The organism is Streptomyces sp. NPDC047017, assembly GCF_040644175.1.
Taxonomy (GTDB): Bacteria; Actinomycetota; Actinomycetes; order Streptomycetales; family Streptomycetaceae; genus Streptomyces.
Window position 1 is genome coordinate 36,317 of sequence record NZ_JBEYVW010000012.1, and the last position, 20,568, is coordinate 56,884.

General features: G+C 75.4%; 3 protein-coding genes. All 3 read right to left on the bottom strand.

Going from position 1 to position 20,568, the window contains the following annotated elements; genetic code table 11:
• Nucleotides 1-109: 109 nt before the first annotated feature.
• Nucleotides 110-3,214, bottom strand: a complete 3,105-nt coding sequence (locus ABZ858_RS20720) for a beta-ketoacyl synthase N-terminal-like domain-containing protein (protein ID WP_361380303.1) — start codon at nucleotides 3,212-3,214, stop codon at nucleotides 110-112.
• 6 nt (nucleotides 3,215-3,220) lie between these two features.
• Nucleotides 3,221-8,587 (bottom strand): SDR family NAD(P)-dependent oxidoreductase, encoded by a 5,367-nt coding sequence (locus ABZ858_RS20725; protein ID WP_361380306.1) that lies wholly within the window; start codon nucleotides 8,585-8,587, stop codon nucleotides 3,221-3,223.
• Between the two features lie 126 nt (nucleotides 8,588-8,713).
• Nucleotides 8,714-20,503: an SDR family NAD(P)-dependent oxidoreductase gene (locus ABZ858_RS20730; RefSeq protein ID WP_361380309.1), complete on the bottom strand. Its 11,790-nt coding sequence runs from the start codon at nucleotides 20,501-20,503 to the stop codon at nucleotides 8,714-8,716.
• Nucleotides 20,504-20,568: the final 65 nt, after the last annotated feature.

The window sequence follows — 20,568 nt, forward strand, 5'->3', positions numbered from 1 at the left end:
GACTTGTCTGTCGAGTTCTCGACTTGGGATCGCGCTGGTTGTGCCGGGTGTCTCGATGCTAGAAGTGGGCATGCCCGCTGAGAGCCCCTATGGCTACCCCTAGCGCCCCCTAGGGGGCGGCACCCTCCAGTACGTCGTCGAGTTCTTCGGTCAGGTATTCGACGAGTTCTTCCGGTGTTCCGTATTCGTAGATCACCGCGGCGGGCAGCTTGAGGCCCAGTGCGGCGGTGAGCCGGTCCCGGAATTCGACCGCGAGCAGCGAGGTGAATCCCAGGTCCAGGAAATCGCTGTCCGACCCGATGGCGTCGTCCGCGCCGGTGTGCCCGAGCACCGCCGCGGTGGCGTCGCGCACCAGTTGCCCGAGCAGCACGGTCCGCCCGGCCTCGTCGGCCGCCCGCAACGCCGTCAGCAGCGATTCCCGCTCGTCCTCGTCCGCCGGCCGCCCGGCCTCCGGGAGCACCACCCCCTGCGTCACGCCTCCACCGGCCGCCCGCCCCGCCGACGCGAGCCAGTAGTGCTGGTGCTGGAAGGCGTAGGTGGGCAGGTCCACCGGCCGCCGGCCAGGACCGAAGTACGCCGCCCAGTCCACGGAGGGCAGCCGGGTCAGGGCCTCCACGAGTGCCTGCGGCTCGGTGCGGTCGCGGCGGAGGGTGGGCAGCGCGCGCGGGTCGTCGGCCATGGCGGTGAGCACGGCGTCCGGGCCCAGCTCCAGGAAGGTGCCCACACCCTGCGCGTCCAGCGTCGCCACGGCGTCGGCGAAACGTACGGCCTGGCGGACGTGCTGCACCCAGTACGAGGGCTGGGACAGTTCCTCGTACAGGACCGCCTCGCCCGTCAGCGTCGACACGAGCGGAATCGTGGTCTCGTGGTACGTCAGTCCCGCCGCGACCTGCTCGAACTCCGCGAGCATCGGCTCCATCAGCGGCGAGTGGAAAGCGTGGCTGACGGCGAGCTTCTTGGTCTTGCGACCCGTGGCCGCGAAGTGCCGTACCACCTCGTCGACACCCGCCTCGGGGCCGGAGACGACAACAGACATAGGCCCGTTGACGGCGGCGATGCCCGTCCCGTCCGGCAGCACCGGCAGGACTTCCTCCTCCGTCGCCCGTACGGCGGCCATGGCGCCCCCGCCCGGAAGCCGCTGCATCAGCCGCCCCCGCGCCGAGACGATCAGGGCCGCGTCTTCGAGGGACCACAACCCCGCCACATGCGCGGCGGCCAGCTCACCGATGGAGTGCCCGGCCAGCACATCCGGCCGTACCCCCCACGCCTCCAACAACCGGAAGAGGGCGACTTCGAGGGCGAAGAGCGCGGGCTGCGTATAGCCCGTCTCGTCCAGCCCCTCACCCCCGAACATGACGTCCTTCAACGGCCGTTCGAGATGCGCGTCGAGGGCAGCGCACACCTCGTCCAACGCCCCCGCGAACACCGGGAACGCCTCGTACAGCTCCCGTCCCATCCCCGCCCGCTGGCTGCCCTGCCCCGTGAACAGGAACGCCAGCGAACCGCCGGCCGCCGAAGGCGTCACCTTGCCCTCGGTGATGGCCTCCAGGCCGGCGAGGAGGGTGTCGCGGTCGGTGGCGACGGCGCCCGTGCGGTGCGGGAAGGAGGTACGGCGGGTGGCGAGGGAGTGGCCGATGTCGGCGGGGTCGAGGCCGGGGTGGGAGCGGGCGTGGGCGAGGAGGCGGGCGGCCTGGGCGCGGACGGCCGCGGGGGTGCGGCCGGAGAGGGTCCACGGGATCACCGGCAGCGGACCGGCCGCGGCGGCCGCCGCGGCCGGTTCCGCGGCGGGCGCCTCCTCGATGATGACGTGGACGTTGGTGCCGCTGATGCCGAACGCGGAGACGGCGGCCCGGCGCGGGCGGTCGCCTGCGGGCCAGGGGCGGTTCTCGGTGAGGAGTTCCACGGCGCCGGCCGACCAGTCGACGTGCGGGGAGGGCGCGTCGATGTGCAGGGAGCGCGGCAGGACGCCCGCGCGCAGCGCCTGCACCATCTTGATGACACCGGCCGCGCCCGCCGCCGCCTGGGTGTGGCCGAGGTTGGACTTGACGGAGCCGAGCAGCAGCGGGGCGTCCGGGGAGCGGCCCTGGCCGTAGGTGGCCAGCAGCGCCTGGGCCTCGATGGGGTCGCCGAGGACGGTTCCGGTGCCGTGCGCCTCGACGGCGTCGACGTCGTCGGTGGACAGGCCGGCCGAGGCGAGCGCGTCGAGGACGACCTGCTGCTGGGAGGGGCCGCTGGGCGCGGTGAGGCCGTTGCTGGCGCCGTCCTGGTTGATGGCGGAGCCGCGCACGACGGCCAGGACGCGGTGGCCGTTGCGGCGGGCGTCGGAAAGGCGCTCCAGGAGGAGGACGCCGACGCCCTCGGACCAGCCGGTGCCGTCGGCGGCCCGGGCGAACGGCTTGCAGCGGCCGTCGGGGGCGAGGCCCCGCTGCCGGCTGAAGTCGATGAACGTGTCCGGGGTGGCCATGACGGTGACACCGCCGGCCAGGGCGAGTGAGCACTCCCCCGCGCGCAGGGCCTGCGCGGCCAGGTGCAGGGTGACCAGCGAGGACGAGCAGGCGGTGTCGACGGTGACGGCGGGCCCGGTCAGGCCCAGGCAGTAGGCGATCCGGCCGGACAGGACGCTGCCCGCGGTGCCGGTGCCGAGGAAGCCCTCGACGCCGTCGGGCAGGGCGGCGCGGTCCGAGCCGTAGTCGTGGTACATGACGCCCGCGTACACGCCGGTACGGGTGCCGCGCGCGACGGCCGGGTCGATTCCGGCGTGCTCGAACGCCTCCCAGGAGGTCTCCAGGAGCAGCCGCTGCTGCGGGTCCATGGCGAGCGCCTCGCGCGGGCTGATCCCGAAGAACGCGGCGTCGAACTCGCCCGCCGCGTCGAGGAAGCCGCCTTCCTTGGCGTAGCTCTTGCCGAGGGCGTTCGGGTCGGGGTCGTACAGGTTGCCGGTGTCCCAGCCGCGGTCGTCGGGGAAGCCGCGCATGCCGTCGCCGCCGGCGGCGACGAGCCGCCACAGGTCGTCGGGGGAGGCGACGCCGCCCGGGTAGCGGCAGGCCATGCCGACGATGGCGATGGGCTCGCGGGTGCGGGACTCCAGGTCCTCGATGCGCCGGCGGGCCTGCATCAGGTCGGCGGTGGCCTTCTTCAGGTAGTCCCGCAGCTTCTGCTCGCGGTCTCCCGGTGCTGCGGTGGTGGCCGCGGTGATGCCTGTGGCTGCTGCCATGGTCGTTCAGCTCCCGGTCTCGCCGTCGAGGAGGGCGAAGAGTTCGTCGTCGGATGCCTCTGCCAGGTCACCGGCCGCCTGGTCCGCCGCCGGCTGCGGGTCCGTGTCCTGCCAGCGGGCCAGCAGGGCCTGTAGCCGTACGGTGATCCGGGTCCGGGTCAGCTGGTCCAGCTCCCGGGTGCCGATGAGGGGTTCGAGGTGGTCGAGGCCGCGCAGCAGGGCGGTGGCGGGGTCGTCGTCGGCGGGCGCCAGTTCCTTGTGCAGGTGGGCGGCGAGTTCGTGCGGGGTGGGGTGGTCGAAGACGAGGGTGGCGGGCAGCCGTACGCCGGTCTCGGCGGCGAGCGCGTTGCGGAACTCGACGGCGGTCAGCGAGTCGAAGCCGAAGTCCTTGAACGGCTTCTCGGCCTCGACCCCCTGCCCGGCGGGGAAGCCGAGGACGCTACGGACGTGCCGGCGCACGAGGTCGAGCAGGAAAGCGGTCCGCTCGTCCCGGTCCCCCAGCGCCGCGATCCGCTCGCGCAGCACGTCTCCGCCCCCGCCGCCCGCGCCGCCCGGTGCTCCGGCGGCGGTACGGCGGGCGGGGACGCGGACCAGGGAGCGCAGCAGCCCCGGTACGCCCCCGCTGAGGGAACGGGCCAGCGCGGGCACGTCGAACCGTACGGCCACGGTGAGCGCGTCGGGACCGGCGACGGCGGCGTCGAGCAGGGCGAGGCCCGCTTCCGCGGCGAGGGGGCGTACTCCGGTGCGGGCCATCCGCTCCAGGTCGGTGGCGGTGAGGTCGGCGCCCATGCCGCCGGTGGCCGGGTCCCACAGGCCCCAGGCCAGGGAGACCGCGGGCTGCCCGTGGGCGCGGCGGTGGGCGGCGAGGGCGTCCAGGCAGGCGTTGGCGGCGGCGTAGTTGGCCTGGCCGCCGCCGCCCAGCACACCGGCGGCGGAGGAGAACAACACGAACGCGTCGAGGTCGCCGGTGAGTTCGTGGAGGTGGCGGGCGGCGTCGGCCTTGGGGGCGAGGACGCGGCGGAGCTGTTTGGGGGTGAGCCGGGCCACGGTCGCGTCGTCGACGACACCCGCCGTGTGCACGACCGCCTTGATGCCGGGATGTGCGGCGAGCAGTGCGGCGAGCGCGTCCCGGTCGGCGACGTCGCAGGCGGCGACGGTGACCTCGGCGCCCGACGCGCGCAGCTCGGCGGCGAGTTCGGCGGCGCCGGGGGCGTCGGGGCCGCGGCGGCCGGCGAGCAGCAGGCCGCGGACGCCGTGGGCGGTGACCAGATGGCGGGCGACGAGTGCGCCGAGGCCGCCGGTGCCGCCGGTGACCAGGACGGTGCCGGTGGTGGGCCAGGCCGGTTCCGGCTCGGCGGCGGTCGTGCCGCGCACCAGCCGGGGGGCGAGCAACGTGCCGCCGCGCAGGGCGAGTTCGTCCTCGTCGGCGGTGAGGGCGGCGGCGGGCAGTTCGTCGGTGTCGAGGTCCAGGAGCAGCAGCCGCCCGGGGTACTCGGTCCGGGCCGCGCGGAGGAGCCCGGTGACGGCGGCCTGGCCGAGTTCGGTGACGTCCTCGCCGGGCGCGGTGGCCACGGCGCCCCGGGTGACGACGAGCAGCCGCTCGTCCGGCGCGGCCCCGGTCCCCTCCAGCCACTCCTGGAGCCCTTCGAGGACAGCCGTCGCGGTCTCGGCGGGCAGGCCGCCGGCCGGGGCGACCAGCGCGGACCAGCCCGCCACGGGCAGCGGCAGTACGGCACCGGGCCCGGGCAGCGGCAGCGGCTCGCCGGTACTGCCGGTATCCGCCGTCGCCACGGTGGTCCAGTCGACTCCGTACGCCGCGTCTCCCGTGCCCGGCCGGCCCGCGCCGGAGGTCACCGGCACCGGGCGCAGGGCGAGGGTGCCGACCGACAGGACGGGCCGCCCGTCCGGGTCGGCGGCGTCGAGGGTGACGGAACCGGGGGTGGTCGCGGCCACCCGGACGCGCAGCGTGCGGGCGCCCGCCGCGTGCAGGGTGACGTCCGACCAGGAGAACGGCAGCCAGGCCGAGCCGGGTTCGGGCGCGGGCAGCAGTTCCCCGGCGGCCACGGCGTGCAGGGCCGCGTCCAGCAGGGCCGGGTGGATGCCGTAGCCGTCGCTCTCGGCGTCCTCGGGCAGGGCGACCTCGGCGCATACGGCGTCCCCGTCCCGCCAGGCGCGCGTCAGCCCCTGGAAGAGGGGACCGTAGTCGAGGCCCAGGGCGGCGAGGGCGGCGTAGAGATGCTCGGTGTCCAGGGGGGCGGCGCCGGGCGGGGGCCAGGCGGTGAGGTCGGCGGACTCGACGGTGTCGGCCGTCAGCGAGCCCTCGGCGTGCAGGGTCCACTCCCCCTCGCCCGCCGGTCGGGAGTGCACGGTGACGGCGGGCTCGTCGCCCTCACCCACCCGCACCCGCAGGGCGACCGCGCCGCTCTCCGGCACGACCAGCGGAGCGTGCAGGGTGAGGTCGCGTACGGTCCCGCGCCCGACCTCGTCACCGGCCCGCACCGCGATCTCCACCAGTGCGGCACCCGGCACGATGACCGTCCCGCTCACCGCGTGCTCCGCCAGCCACGGATGCGTGGCCAACGACAACCGACCGGTGAACAACGCACCTTCCGTATCCGGGAGTTCTACCGTCGCTCCGAACAGCGGGTGCCCGACCGGTGCGAGCCCGAAGTCACCGGGCTCCCCCGACCCCACCGAGTTGCTGCGGAACCAGTAGGGGCGGTGCTGGAAGGCGTAGGTGGGCAGGTCCACCGGCTGTCGGCCAGGACCGAAGTACGCCGCCCAGTCCACTGAGGGCAGTCGGGTGAGGGCTTCCACGAGGGCTTGGGGTTCGGTGCGGTCGCGGCGGAGGGTGGGGAGCGCGCGGGGGTCGTCGGCCATGGCGGTGAGGACGGCGTCCGGGCCGAGTTCGAGGAAGGTGCCGATGCCCTGCGCGTCGAGGGTGGCGACGGCGTCGGCGAAACGTACGGCCTGACGGACGTGCCGGACCCAGTAGGAGGGCTGGGCGAGATCCTCGTACGTGACCGCCTCGCCCGTCAGCGTCGACACGAGCGGAATCGTGGTCTCGTGGTACGTCAGCCCGGCCGCGACCTGCTCGAACTCCGCGAGCATCGGCTCCATCAGCGGCGAGTGGAAAGCGTGGCTGACGGTCAGCTTCTTGGTCTTGCGACCGGCGTCCGCGAAGTGCCGTACGACCTCATCGACACCCGCCTCCGGGCCCGAGACGACCACGGACGTCGGCCCGTTCACAGCGGCGATTCCCGTACCTTCCGGCAGGACGGGGAGGACTTCTTCCTCGGTGGCCTGTACGGCGGCCATCGCGCCCCCGGCCGGAAGCCGCTGCATCAGCCGCCCCCGGGCCGACACGATCAGCGCGGCGTCTTCGAGCGACCACAACCCCGCCACATGCGCGGCGGCCAGTTCACCGATCGAGTGCCCGGCCAGCACATCGGCGCGTACACCCCACGCCTCCAACAACCGGAACAGAGCCACTTCCAGGGCGAACAGGGCGGGCTGCGTGCAACCGGTCTCGTCCAGGCCCTCACCCCCGAACATGACGTCCTTCAGGGGCCGTTCGAGATGCGCGTCGAGGGCGGCGCAGACCTCGTCCAGCGCGGCGGCGAACACCGGGAACGCCTCGTACAACTCCCGTCCCATTCCCGCCCGCTGGCTCCCCTGCCCCGTGAACAGGAACGCGAGGGGGCCGTGGCCGATGCCGGGCAGGCGGGCGCCCTCCGCGACGGCTTCCAGGCCGGTCAGCATGGCGTCACGGTCGCCGGCGACGACGGCGGCGCGGTAGGGGAGGGCGGAGCGGCGGGTGAGCAGGGAGTGGCCGGTGTCCGCGAGGTCGAGGTGCGGGTGGGAGCGGGCGTGGGCCAGGAGGCGGGCGGCCTGGGCGCGGACGGCGTCCTCGCCGGTCGCGGAGACGATCCAGGGCACCACCGGCAGCGGCGCGCCGGCGGCTGCCGGAGTTTCCCGCGGCTGCGCCGGCTCGTCCGCCGGAGCCTCCTCCACGATCACATGGGCGTTCGTGCCGCTGATGCCGAAGGAGGAGACACCGGCGCGCCGGGTCCGCTCCCCGGCCGGCCACGGACGGGCCTCGGTGAGCAGTTCGACGGCGCCCGCCGTCCAGTCGACGTGTGCGGAGGGGGCGTCCACGCCGAGGGTCTGGGGGAGCCGTTCGTGGCGCAGGGCGAGGACGGTCTTGATGACGCCCGCCATGCCGGCGGCGCCCTGGGTGTGGCCGAGGTTGGACTTGATGGAGCCGAGCCACAGGGGGGTGTCGGCGGCGCGGTCCTGGCCGTAGGTGGCGAGGAGGGCCTGCGCCTCGATCGGGTCGCCGAGTTTCGTGCCGGTGCCGTGCGCCTCGACCGCGTCCACCTGCTGGGGTGAGAGCCGGGCGGCGGCCAGGGCCTGCTTGATGACCCGCTGCTGGGAGGGGCCGTTGGGGGCGGTGAGGCCGTTGCTCGCGCCGTCCTGGTTGACGGCCGAGCCCCGGACGACCGCCAGCACGCGGTGGCCGCCTCGGCGGGCGTCGGACAGCTTCTCCAGGACGAGGACGCCGACGCCCTCGGACAGGCCCGTACCGTCGGCGGCGTCCGCGAACGCCTTGCAACGGCCGTCCCGGGAGAGGCCGTCGGCGCGGCTGAACTCCAGGAACGTACCGGCGGAGCCCATGACCGTGACGCCGCCGGCCAAGGCGAGCGAGCACTCACCGCCGCGCAGTGCCTGGGCGGCGAGGTGCACCGCGACCAGGGACGACGAGCAGGCGGTGTCGATGGTGAGGGAGGGGCCCTCCAGGCCGAGCGCGTAGGAGACACGGCCTGACAGGACGCTGGCGGCGACGCCGGTCATCATGTGGCCGGCGATGGAGTCGGGCATCCGGGTCAGGCCGCGCAGGTAGTCGTTGCTGCTGACGCCGGCGTAGACGGCGGTGCGGGTGCCGGACAGGGTGTGCGGGTCGATGCCCGCGCGTTCCAGGGCCTCCCAGGAGGTCTCCAGGAGGACCCGCTGCTGCGGGTCCATGGCGAGCGCCTCGCGGGGGCTGATGCCGAAGAACTCGGGGTCGAACCCGGCGGCGTCCTGGAGGAACCCGGCGCGCCTGCCGGTGTCGTCGTGGCCGTCGCTGGCGGCGAGCTGCTCCAGGTTCCAGCCGCGGTCGCGGGGGAAGGGGGACATGCCGTCGCGGCCGGCGTCGAGCATGGCCCACAGGTCCTCGGGCGAGGTGACGCCGCCGGGGAAGCGGCAGGCCATGCCGACGATCGCGATCGGCTCGTGTTCCCTCTCCTCGGCCTCGCGCAGCCGCCGACGGGTGTCGTGCAAGTCGGCTGCGACCCGCTTCAATGTGTCGACCAGCTGTTTCTCGTCAGCCATTTCTTCCCTACTTCCCCTCTGATCCCCTCGTGCGACGTGTTCGGCCCGCGGGTACCGGCAGGTTCCGGCGGGTACCTGCCGGAACCCCCGCGGGGGCCTGCCGGTACCTGCCGGTGCCGCCGGTGCCTAGATGCCGAGTTCGTCCGTGATGAAGGCCAGGACCTCGTCGGACGAGGCGTCCTGCAGTCGTGCGCCCACGTCGTCCGTGCCGTCGGCGTGCGCGGTGCGCATGCTCTTGAAACGGGCGAGCAGGTCTTCCAGGCGGGCCGTGACGGCCCGGTGCGCCTCGTCGTCGAGCGAGGCGTCCGGCAGGTGGCTCTCCAGGCGGTCGAGTTCGGCCAGGACGCCGTCGACCGGGTCGCTCTGCTCGGGGGCCAGTTCGGCCAGGAGCAGGCGGGCCAGGGCGAGCGGGGTCGGGTGGTCGAAGACGGCGGTGGCGGAGAGCCGGATGCCGGTGGCGGCGGTGAGCCGGTTGCGGAACTCGACGGCGGTCAGCGAGTCGAAGCCGAGTTCCTTGAAGGAGCGGGTGGCGCCGACCGCCGAGGGCCCGGCGAAGCCGAGCACGGCGGCGGCGTAGGACTGGACGAGGTCGAGCAGTGCCGTCTCCCGGCCGTCGGCGGGCAGGGCGGCCAGGCGGGTGCGCAGGGCCTCGCCGGGGCCGCCGGCGCCGTCCGCGGCGGTGGCCACGGGGGCGGTGCCCTGCGCGGTGGGCCGGGCCTGGGTGCGGACCAGGCCGCGGTACAGGTGCGGGACGGGTGCGCCGTCGCCCGCGCCGCGCAGCGAGGCCGTGTTCAGGCCGATCGGTACGAGGTGCGGGTGGTCGTGGCCGTACGCGCCGAGGGCCGCGTCCAGCAGGGCGAGGCCCTGTTCGGGGTCGAGCGGGCGGACGCCGGAGCGGGCTAGGCGGCCGAGGTCGGCGGTGTCGAGGTGGCCGGTCATGCCGCTGGGCTCGGCCCACAGGCCCCAGGACAGCGAGGTGGCGGGCAGGCCGCTCGCGCGCCGGTGGGCGGCGAGGCCGTCCAGGTAGGCGTTGGCGGCGGCGTAGTTGCCCTGTCCGGCGTTGCCGAGGACGCCCGCCGAGGAGGAGAACAGGACGAAGGCGTCCAGGTCGCTGCCGGCGGTCAGCTCGTGCAGGTGCTGGGCGGCGACGGCCTTGGGCGCGAGGACCGCTTCCAGTTTCTCCGGGGTGAGCCGGCCCAGGGTGGCGTCGTCGAGGACGCCGGCGGCGTGCACGATCGCGCGCGGGGTGTGCCGGGCGAGGAGCGCGGCGAGCGCGTCGCGGTCGGTGATGTCGCACGCCTCGACGGTGACCTCGGTGCCCGACTCGCCCAGTTCGGCGGCGAGTTCGGTCGCGCCGGGGGTGTCGGGGCCGCGGCGGCCGGCCAGGACCAGGCGGCGTACGCCGTGCCGGCCGGCGAGGTGGCGGGCGACGAGGGCGCCGAGTCCGCCGGTGCCGCCGGTGATCAGTACGGTGCCGTCGGGCGCCCAGGTGTGCTCGGCGGCACCCTCAGCGCCTTCGACACCCTCGCCGGGCTCGGTGGTCCCGGGGGCGTCTGCGGCCTCCGTACGGGCCAGGCGGGGCACCCGGATCTCGCCGTCGCGCAGCGCGAACTCGGGTTCGCCGGTGGCGAGGGCGGCGGCCAGCAGGGCGCGGGAGGGGACCTCGGTGCCGATGTCGGCGAGGACGATCCGGTCGGGGCTCTCGGTCTGCGCGGTGCGGACCAGGCCGTGCACGGATGCCTGCGCGAGGTCGGCGATGTCCTCGCCGGGCGCGGTGGAGACGGCGCCGCGGGTGACGACGACCAGGCGGGCGGTGTCGGTGCGCGGGTCGGACAGCCACACCTGGAGGTCACCGAGGGTCTGCATCACGGCGTCGTCCACGGTGGACTGCCAGTGCACGGGGGCCAGGACGGTGCCGACGCCGCCGTCGAGTTCCTCGGTGCTGAAGATCTCCGGCAGGCCGGGGAAGAGCGGGTCGTCACCGAACACCGCCCAGTCGTCGGGCACTTCGCCGGTCTCGGGGGCGGGCAGGGCCGTCCACTCGACGTGGAAGAGGGTGTCGCGGAACGGGTTGCCGCTCGCCCGGGACAGCCGGGCCAGCGCGTCGGCGGGCAGTTGCCGCAGCCCCAGCGACTCGACGGTGGCGACCGGCACGCCCGCGGTGTCGCAGACGGTGACGGACACGGCGCCCTCGCCCGCGGCGGCGATCCTGACCCGCAGCGCGGTGGCCCCGGCGCTGTGCAGGGTCACCCCGGACCACGTGAACGGCAGCCACGGGCCGCCGTCGCCGGCCTCCAGGAACCCGCCGAGCGCGATGGCGTGCAGCGCGGAGTCGAGCAGCGCCGGGTGCAGGCCGAACAGGGGGGCCTGCGCGGCGGTCTCCAGGGGCAGGGCGACCTCGGCGTACAGGGCGTCGTCGGCGCGCCAGGCGGAGCGCAGGCCGCGGAAGGCGGGCCCGTAGTCGAGGCCGAGGGCCCCCAGGCCGGCGTAGAGCTGTGCGGTGTCGACGCTCTCGGCGCCGGCCGGCGGCCAGGCCGCCAGGTGCTCGCCGGCCGGGGCGGGCCCGGCGGTGAGCAGGCCGGTGGCGTGCCGGGTCCACGGCTCGTCGGGGGCCGCGTCGGCGGCCCTGGAGTGCACGGTGACGGCGCGCTCGTCGTCGGTGCCGCCGTTCGCGGAGACGACGACGCGCAGGTGCACGTCGGTGCGGTCGGGCAGGACGAGGGGTGCTTCCAGGGTGAGGTCGGCCAGGTACGGGTGGCCGGTCTCGTCGCCGGCCCGGACCGCCAGTTCCAGCAGGGCGGTGCCCGGTACGACGACGGTGGAGCCGACGGCGTGGTCGGTGAGCCAGGGCTGCGCGGTGGCGGAGAGCCGTCCGGTCAGGACGAGCCCGCCGTCGCCGGGCAGGGCGACGGCCGCGCCGAGCAGCGGGTGCCCGGCGTCGCGCTGGCCGACCGCGGCCGGGTCGCCGGTGGCCGCGGTGGGCTCCAGCCAGTACCGCTCGCCCTGGAACGGGTAGGTCGGCAGCGCCGCGCGTCCGGTGGCGCGGCCCGCGAACACGGCGTCCCAGTCGGGGCGTACGCCGTGCGCGACGAGCCGGCCGAGGCTGGTCAGGACGCGGGCGGTGCCGCCGTCGTCGCGGCGCAGGGTGCCGGTGACGACGGCCGTGTCGGCGCCCGCGTCGGCGAGGGTGTCGGTGAGGCCGACGGTCAGCACGGGGTGCGGGCTGCACTCGACGAACACGGTGTGGCCGCTGCCGGCCAGGGCGCGCACGGCGGGTTCGAAGCGGACGGTGTGACGCAGGTTGCGGTGCCAGTAGGAGGCGTCCATCTCGTGCCCGTCGATCAGCCGGTCCTCCAGGGTGGAGTGCAGCGGGACGCGGCCGGCGCGGGGGCGTACGGGGGCGAGCAGTTCCTCCAGTTCCTCGCGCAGGGACTCCACGTGCGCGGAGTGGGAGGCGTAGTCGACGGGGATGCGCCGGGCGCGTACGCCGTCGCTCTCGCAACTGGCGAGGAGGGCGTCGAGGGCGTCCGGGTCGCCGGAGACGACGGTGGAGGCGGGGCCGTTGACGGCGGCCACGGAGATCTGTCCGGGCCACCGCTCCAGCAGGTCCTCGACGCGGGCGGCGGGCAGCGGCACGGACACCATGCCGCCGGTGCCGGCCAGCTTGACCAGGGCGCGGCTGCGCAGGGCGACCACGCGGGCGGCGTCCTCGACGCTGAGCGCGCCGGCGACGCAGGCCGCGGCGATCTCGCCCTGGGAGTGGCCGACGACGGCGGACGGCACGATCCCGAGGGACTCCCACACGGCGGCCAGCGAGACCATGACCGCCCACAGGGCGGGCTGGACGACGTCGACGCGGTCCAGGGAGGCGGCGTCCTCGGCGCCGCGCAGCACGTCGAGGAGCGACCAGTCGGTGAACGCGTCGACGGCGGCGGCGCACTCTTCGAGACGGGCCCGGAACACCTCGGAGGTGTCCATGAGGTCGCGGGCCATGCCCAGCCACTGGGAGCCCTGGCCGGGGAAGACGAACACGGTCTTGCCGACCGGCCCGGCTAGCCCTTCCTCGACACCGGCGGCGGGGACGCCCTCGGCGAGGCCGGACAGGCCCTGGAGGAACTGGTCGCCGTCGTCGCCGACGAGGACGGCCCGGTACTCGAAGGGGGTGCGGGTGGTGGCCAGGGAGTGGCCGATCCGGCCGAGGGCGGCGGCGTCCGGTGCGCTCCCGCCCGCGCCGGTGCTGGTGCCCGCGGCGAGCTGGTCGTGCAGGCGGCGGGCCTGGGCGCGCAGCGCCTCGGGGGTGCGGGCGGTCAGCAGCCACGGCACGGGGCCGGTGGCGGCCGGGTCGGACGCCGCTTCCGGAGCGGCGGCCGGGGCGGGGGCTTCCTCCAGGATGACGTGGGCGTTGGTGCCGCTGAAGCCGAACGCGGAGACTCCGGCGCGGCGCGGTGCCGCCTCCCGGCGCGGCCAGGGCCGGGCCTCGGTGAGCAGGCGTACGGCGCCGGCCTCCCAGTCGATGTGCGAGCTGGGCTCGTCCACGTGCAGGGTCGCGGGCAGTTCCTCGTGGCCGAGGGCCTCGACCATCTTGATGACGCCGGCGATGCCCGCGGCGGCCTGGGTGTGGCCGAGGTTGGACTTGACCGAGCCCAGCCACAGCGGCCGGTCCTCGGGGCGGTCCTGGCCGTAGGTGGCGAGCAGGGCCTGTGCCTCGATCGGGTCACCGAGCTTCGTGCCGGTGCCATGCGCCTCGACGGCGTCCACGTCGGCGGCGGCGAGCCCGGCGGTGGTCAGCGCCTGGCGGATGACGCGCTGCTGGGAGGGGCCGTTGGGGGCGGTGAGGCCGTTGCTGGCGCCGTCCTGGTTGAGGGCGCTGGCGCGGACCACGGCGAGGACGTCGTGGCCGTGGCGCCGCGCGTCGGACAGCCGCTCGACGAGGACCATGCCGACGCCCTCGGCCCAGCCGGTGCCGTCGGCGGACTCCGCGAACGCCTTGCAGCGGCCGTCGGCGGCCAGGCCGCGCTGCCGGCTGAAGTCGACGAAGGTGTCCGGGGTGGCCATCACGGTGACACCGCCGGCCAGCGCGAGGTCGCACTCGCCGCGCTGGAGTGCCTGGACGGCCATGTGCAGGGCGACCAGCGACGAGGAGCAGGCGGTGTCCACGGTGACGGCGGGGCCTTCGAGGCCGAGGACGTAGGAGATGCGGCCGGAGGCGACACCGCCGGAGGTGCCGGTGCCGAGGAAGCCCTCGACGCCGTCGGGCAGGTGGCTGTAGCCGGCGCCGTTGCCGTAGTCGTGGTAGATCAGGCCGGCGAACACGCCGGTGCTGCTGCCGCGCAGGGTGTGCGGGTCGAGGCCGCCGCGCTCCAGCGCCTCCCAGGAGGTCTCCAGCAGGAGCCGCTGCTGCGGGTCCATGGCGAGGGCCTCGCGGGGGCTGATGCCGAAGAACGCGGCGTCGAACAGGGGTGCGTCCGGGAGGAAGCCGCCCTGGTCGGTGTAGCTGGTGCCGGGCCGCTCACCGGACGGGTCGACGACGGCGTCGATGTCCCAGCCGCGGTCGCCGGGCATGGCGCCCATGGCGTCGCCGCCGGTGGCCAGCAGCCGCCACAGGTCCTCGGGCGAGCGGACCCCGCCGGGGAAGCGGCAGGCCATGGAGACGATCGCGATCGGCTCGTCGGCGCCGACGGCCGTGGTGGCGCCGGTCGTGGCGGCGGGCAGCGAGCCGAGGAGTTCCTCGCGCAGGTGGCCGGCGAGCAGTTCGGGCGCCGGGTAGTCGAAGACCAGGGTGGCGGGCAGCCGCAGGCCGCAGGCGGCGGCGAGCCGGTTGCGGAACTCGACGCCGGTCAGCGAGTCGAAGCCGAGGTCCTTGAACGCCTGGGTGACGTCGACGGCCTCCGGCCCGCCGTGGCCGAGGACGGCGGCGGCGTGGGTGCGGACGACGTCCAGGAGCAGCGCGTGCTGCTCGTCGGCGCCGAGCCCGGCGAGCCGGCCGGCCAGTTCCCCGTTCCCGTCGGCGGTCCGCTGCGCGGCGCGGGCGGTGCGCCGGGCCGGGGTGCGCACCAGGGCCCGCAGCAGCGCGGGCACCTCCTCGGGCGCGGCGGAGGCGGGCAGGTCCAGGTGCATCGGGACGAGCGCGGCGTGCGGCAGGGCGAGCGCGGTGTCGTACAGGGCGAGGCCCTGGTCGCCGGTGAGGGCGGCGGCGCCGGAGCGGGCCATGCGGGCGCGTTCGGCCTCGTCGAGCTGTTCGGCCATGCCGCCGCCCTCGGCGGCCCACAGGCCCCAGCCGAGGGAGACGGCGGGCAGGCCCTGGGCGCGGCGGTGCGCGGCCAGGGAGTCCAGGTAGGCGTTGGCGGCGGCGTAGTTGGCCTGCCCGGGGTTGCCGAAGGTGCCGGCGGCGGAGGAGAACAGCACGAACGCGGACAGGTCGGCGAGCCGGGTCAGCTCGTGCAGGTGCCGGGCGGCGTCCGCCTTCGGCGCGAGGACCTTGTCGAGGCGTTCTGGGGTGAGGGAGCCGAGCACGCCGTCGTCGAGGACGCCGGCGACGTGCACGACGGCGGTCAGCGGGTGCGCGGCGGGTACGCCGTCCAGGGCGGCGGCGAGCGCGTCCCGGTCGGCGGCGTCGCATGCCACCAGCTCCACTTCGGCGCCCAACGCCCGTATTGAATCGACGAGTTCGGTCGCGCCGGGGGCCCGCGCGCCGCGCCGGCCGGCCAGCAGCAGGTGCCGTACGCCGTACTCGGTGACCAGATGCCGTACGAGCAGCCCGCCGAGCGCGCCGGTCGCGCCGGTGACCAGGACGGTGCCCTCGGGGTCCAGCGGCGCGGGCACGGTCAGCACCAGCTTGCCGGTGTGCCGGGCCTGCCCCATCACGCGCAGCGCCTCGGGGGCCTCGCGCACGTCCCAGGCGGTGACGGGCAGCGGGCGCAGCGCGCCGCTCTCGAAGAGGACGAGCAGCGCGGCGTACATCTCCTGGATGCGGTCGGGTCCGGCGTCCATCACGTCGAACGCCCGGTAGGCGACGCCGGGGTGCTCGGCGGCGACCGTCGCCGCGTCGCGGATGTCGGTCTTGCCCATCTCCACGAACCGTCCGCCGCGCGGCAGCAGCCGCAGCGAGGCGTCCACGAACTCCCGGGCCAGCGAGTCGAGCACGACGTCCATGCCGCGCCCGCCGGTGGCCTCCAGGAAGTGCTGCTCGAACTCCAGGGTGCGGGAGTTGGCGATGCGGTCCTCGTCCACGCCGAGGGCGCGCACGGCGTCCCACTTGGCGGGGCTGGCCGTGCCGTACACCTCGGCGCCCAGGTGCCGGGCGAGCTGCACGGCCGCCGTGCCGACACCGCCGGCGGCGGCGTGCACCAGCACGGACTCCCCGGCGCCGAGCCCGGCCAGGTCGACCAGGGCGTAGTACGCGGTGAGGTAGACGACGGGGGCGGCGGCGGCCTCGGCGAACGTCCAGGTGGACGGCATCGCGGACACCAGCCGGTGGTCGACGACGGCCAGCGGCCCGAACGCCCCGGAGAACAGGCCCATGACCCGGTCGCCCACGGCGAACCGGTCCACGCCGGGCCCGGTCTCCACGACGACACCGGCCGCCTCCAGGCCGAGCCGGCCGGCGTCTCCCGGGTACATCCCGAGGACGTTCATGACATCGCGGAAGTTGACGCCGGCGGCGCGCAGCGCGACCCGGATCTGTCCTTCGGCGAGCGGCGCGGCGGCCTCGGGGAAGTCGGCGACGTAGAGGCTGTCCAGGGTGCCGGTGGGGGTGAAGTCGAGCCGCCAGGGCGCGTCGCCCTGGGGCAGGCTCAGCTCGGCGCCGGTGTCGCGCACCAGGCGGGGGGCGAGCAGTTGTCCGGCGCGCAGCGCGAGATGGGGTTCCTCGGTGCCGGTCAGGGCGGGCAGCAGGGCGTCGGCGGACTCGGCGGACGCGTCCAGGTCGACCAGGACGATGCGGCCCGGGTTCTCGGACTGCGCGGACCGGGCCAGGCCCACCACGGCGGCGGCGGCCGGGTCGGGCACCCGGTCGCCCGCGGCGGCGGCCACGGCCCCCGAGGTGACCAGGACCAGGCGGGCCCCCTCGGGCCGGTCGCCGGCCAGCCACTCCTGGACGGTGGCCAGGGCGCGGTGCACGGTCTCGCGCGGGGCCGGGCCGCCGGTGACGAAGGTGGCGAGGACCAGTTCGGCCGTGTCGGCGTCGGTCGTGTCGGCGTCGGTCGTGTGCCGGCCGCCGGCCTGCGCGATCAGATCGGCCAGGCCGAGCGGGTCGGGTCCGCTGACATGGCAGGCGACGGCCGGCGCGGACGCCGTGCCGGTGCGGGCGGCGGCGACGCTCTGCCAGTCGAGCCGGAACAGCGAGTCGTGCCCGTGTCCGCGGGCGGGCGCGGTGGGCAGCGCGCGCAGGGCGAGCGCGCCGATGGTGGCGACGGGCGCGCCGGACGGGTCGGCCAGGTCGATCCGGTGGCCGCTGCCGTGGGCGGCGACCCGCACCCGCAGCGCGGACGCCCCGGCGGCGTGCAGCGCGAAGTCGCTGAAGGAGAACGGCAGCCGCGCGCCCTCACCGCTCCCGCCCTCGTCGCCGTCGCCGTCGAAGAGGGCGATGGTGTGCAGGGAGGCGTCGAGGAGCGCCGGGTGGATGCCGTAGCCCTGGGTGTCGGCGCCCTCCGGGAGGGCGACCTCGGCGTAGACGGTGCCGCCGTCGTCGGCGCGCCAGGCGGCGGTGACGCCCTGGAAGAGGGGGCCGTACTCCAGGCCGAGGGCGGCGAGGTCGGTGTAGAGGGTGGTGGTGTCGACGGGTGCGGCGCCGGCCGGGGGCCAGGCGGCGGTCAGGTCGGCGGTCTCGACGGTGTCGGCCGACAGCGACCCCTCGGCGTGCAGGGTCCACTCCTCCTCGCCCTCGGGGCGGGAGTGCACGGTGACGGCGGGCTCGTCGCCCTCGCCCTCGCCGAGCCGCACGCCGACGCGCAGCGCGAGGGCGCCGCGCTCGTCCAGGACGAGCGGGGCGTGCAGGGTCAGGTCCCGTACGGTGCCGCGGCCGATCTGGTCTCCGGCGCGGACCGCGACCTCGACGAGGGCGGCACCGGGCACGACGACCGTGCCGTTGACCGCGTGCTCGGCCAGCCACGGGTGCGTGGTCAGCGACAGCCGCCCGGTGAACAGGACGCCCTCGGCGTCGGGCAGTTCCATGGCCCCGGCGAGGATGCGGTGCCCCGCGGCGGTGAGCCCGAGCCCGGTGGCGTCCGACGCGGCGTACGGGGCGGTGGCGGGCCAGTACCGCTCGTGCTGGAAGGCGTACGTGGGCAGCTCGACGTGGTGCCCGGCGGCGTCCGCGAAGAACGCCGCCCAGCTCACCTCGCCCCCGGCCCCGTGCAGCCGCGCGAGCGCCTCGACGAGGGCCTGCGGCTCGCTGCGGTCGCGGCGCAGGGTGGGCAGGGCGCGCGGATCGTCGGCCATGGCGGTGAGCACGGCGTCCGGGCCGAGTTCGAGGAAGGTGCCGATGCCCTGCGCGTCGAGGGTGGCGAGGGCGTCGGCGAAACGGACGGCCTGGCGGACGTGGCGCACCCAGTAGGCGGGCTGGGCCAGTTCCTCGTACGTGACCGCCGCCCCGGTGAGGGTGGAGACGAGCGGGATCGTGGTCTCGTGGTACGTCAGCCCGGCCGCGACCTGCTCGAACTCCGCGAGCATCGGTTCCATCAGCGGCGAGTGGAAAGCGTGGCTGACGGCCAGCTTCTTCGTCTTGCGGCCGGTGCCGGAGAAGTGCCGTACGACCTCGTCGACACCCGCCTCCGGACCGGAGACGACGAGGGAGGTGGGCCCGTTGACGGCGGCGACACCGGTGCCTTCGGGCAGCACCGGGAGGACTTCCTCCTCGGTGGCCTGTACGGCGGCCATCGCGCCCCCGTCCGGAAGCCGCTGCATCAACCGCCCCCGAGCCGACACAATCAGCGCCGCGTCCTCCAGCGACCACAACCCCGCCACATGCGCGGCGGCCAGCTCACCGATGGAGTGCCCGGCCAGCACCTCGGGCCGTACGCCCCAGGCTTCCAACTGCCGGAAGAGGGCGACTTCGAGAGCGAACAGGGCGGGCTGCGTGTAACCGGTCTCGTCCAGCCCCTCGCCCCCGAACATGACGTCCTTCAGGGGCCGTTCGAGGTGCGCGTCGAGGGCGGCGCAGACCTCGTCCAGGGCGGCGGCGAACACGGGGAACGCGTCGTACAGCTCCCGTCCCATGCCCGCCCGCTGGCTGCCCTGCCCGGTGAACAGGAACGCGGACGGGCCGCGCCTGGCGGGGGACGTCTCGGACCGGGTGATCGCCTCCAGGGCGGTCAGCAGGCCGTCGCGGTCGGCGGCCACGGCGCTCGCCCGGTACGGGTGGGCCGCGCGGCCGGTGGCGAGGGCACGGCCGATGTCGGCGGGGTCCAGCCCGGGGTGGGCGGCGGCGAAGTCGAGGAGGCGGGCGGCCTGGGCGCGCACGGCGGCGGCGGTACGGCCGGAGACGAGCCACGGCACCACCGGCAGCGCTCCGGCCGGCCCGGTGGCCTGCGCCGTCTCCTCGGCGGGCGCCTCCTCGATGATGACGTGGGCGTTGGTGCCGCTGATGCCGAAGGAGGAGACACCGGCGCGCCGGGTCCGCTCCCCCGCCCGCCACGGCCGGGCCTCGGTGAGCAGCTCGACGGCGCCCTCGGTCCAGTCGACGTGCGAGGACGGCGCGTCCACGTGCAGGGTCTTCGGCAGCCGCTCGTTGCGCAGGGAGAGGACCATCTTGATGATCCCGGCGACGCCCGCGGCGGCCTGGGTGTGCCCGAGGTTGGACTTCACCGAGCCGAGCCACAGGGGCTCCTGCCGCTCCTGGCCGTAGGTGGCGAGCAGGGCCTGCGCCTCGATCGGGTCACCGAGCTTGGTGCCGGTGCCGTGCGCCTCGACCACGTCGACCTGATCGGGCGAGAGGCGGGCGGCGGCGAGGGCCTGGCGGATCACGCGCTGCTGGGAGGGGCCGTTGGGGGCGGTCAGGCCGTTGCTGGCGCCGTCCTGGTTGATCGCGGAACCGCGCACGACCGCGAGGACGCGGTGGCCGTTGCGGCGGGCGTCGGACAGCTTCTCCAGAACGAGCATGCCCACGCCCTCGCCCCAGCCGGTGCCGTCCGCGGCCTCCGCGAACGGCTTGCAGCGGCCGTCGGGAGCGAGCCCGCGCTGCCGGCTGAAGTCGACGAAGGTGTCCGGGGTGGCCATCACCGTCACACCACCGGCCAGCGCGAGCGTGCACTCACCGCTGCGCAGGGCCTGCGCGGCCAGGTGCACGGCCACCAGCGAGGACGAGCACGCGGTGTCCACGGTGACGGCGGGGCCCTCCAAGCCGAACGCGTAGGACACCCGGCCGGAGGCGATGCTGCCGCCGACGCCGAGGAAGCCCTCCAGGTCGTCCGTGGCGCGTTCCAGGACCTCGCTGTAATCGTGGTACATGACACCGGCGAAGACACCGGTGGCAGTGCCGCGCACGGTGGCCGGGTCGATACCGGCCCGCTCGAACGCCTCCCACGACGTTTCGAGCAGCAGCCGGTGCTGCGGGTCCATGGCCAGCGCCTCGCGCGGGCTGATCCCGAAGAAGCCGGGGTCGAACTCGGCGGCCCGCTCCAGGAATCCGCCCTCGACCGAGTAGGTCCGGCCGGCCGCGTCGGGATCGGGGTCGTACAGACCCTCGGTGTCCCAGCCGCGGTCCTCGGGGAACCGGCTGATGGCGTCGCCGCCGGCGGCCAGCAGCCGCCACAGGCCGTCCGGCGAGTCGACCCCGCCGGGGTAGCGGCAGGCCATGCCGACGATCGCGATCGGCTCGTGGGCGGAGGCCGTCAGCCTGCGGTTCTGCTCGCGCAGCCGCTCGGTCTCCTTCAAGGACGCCCGGAGAGCCTCGACGATCTTCTCGTTCTGTGCAGACACCTTCTGTGCGGGCACGTTCTGTCCAGACACCTCTTACCTCACCCAATCCGCGTCACGCGTCGTCA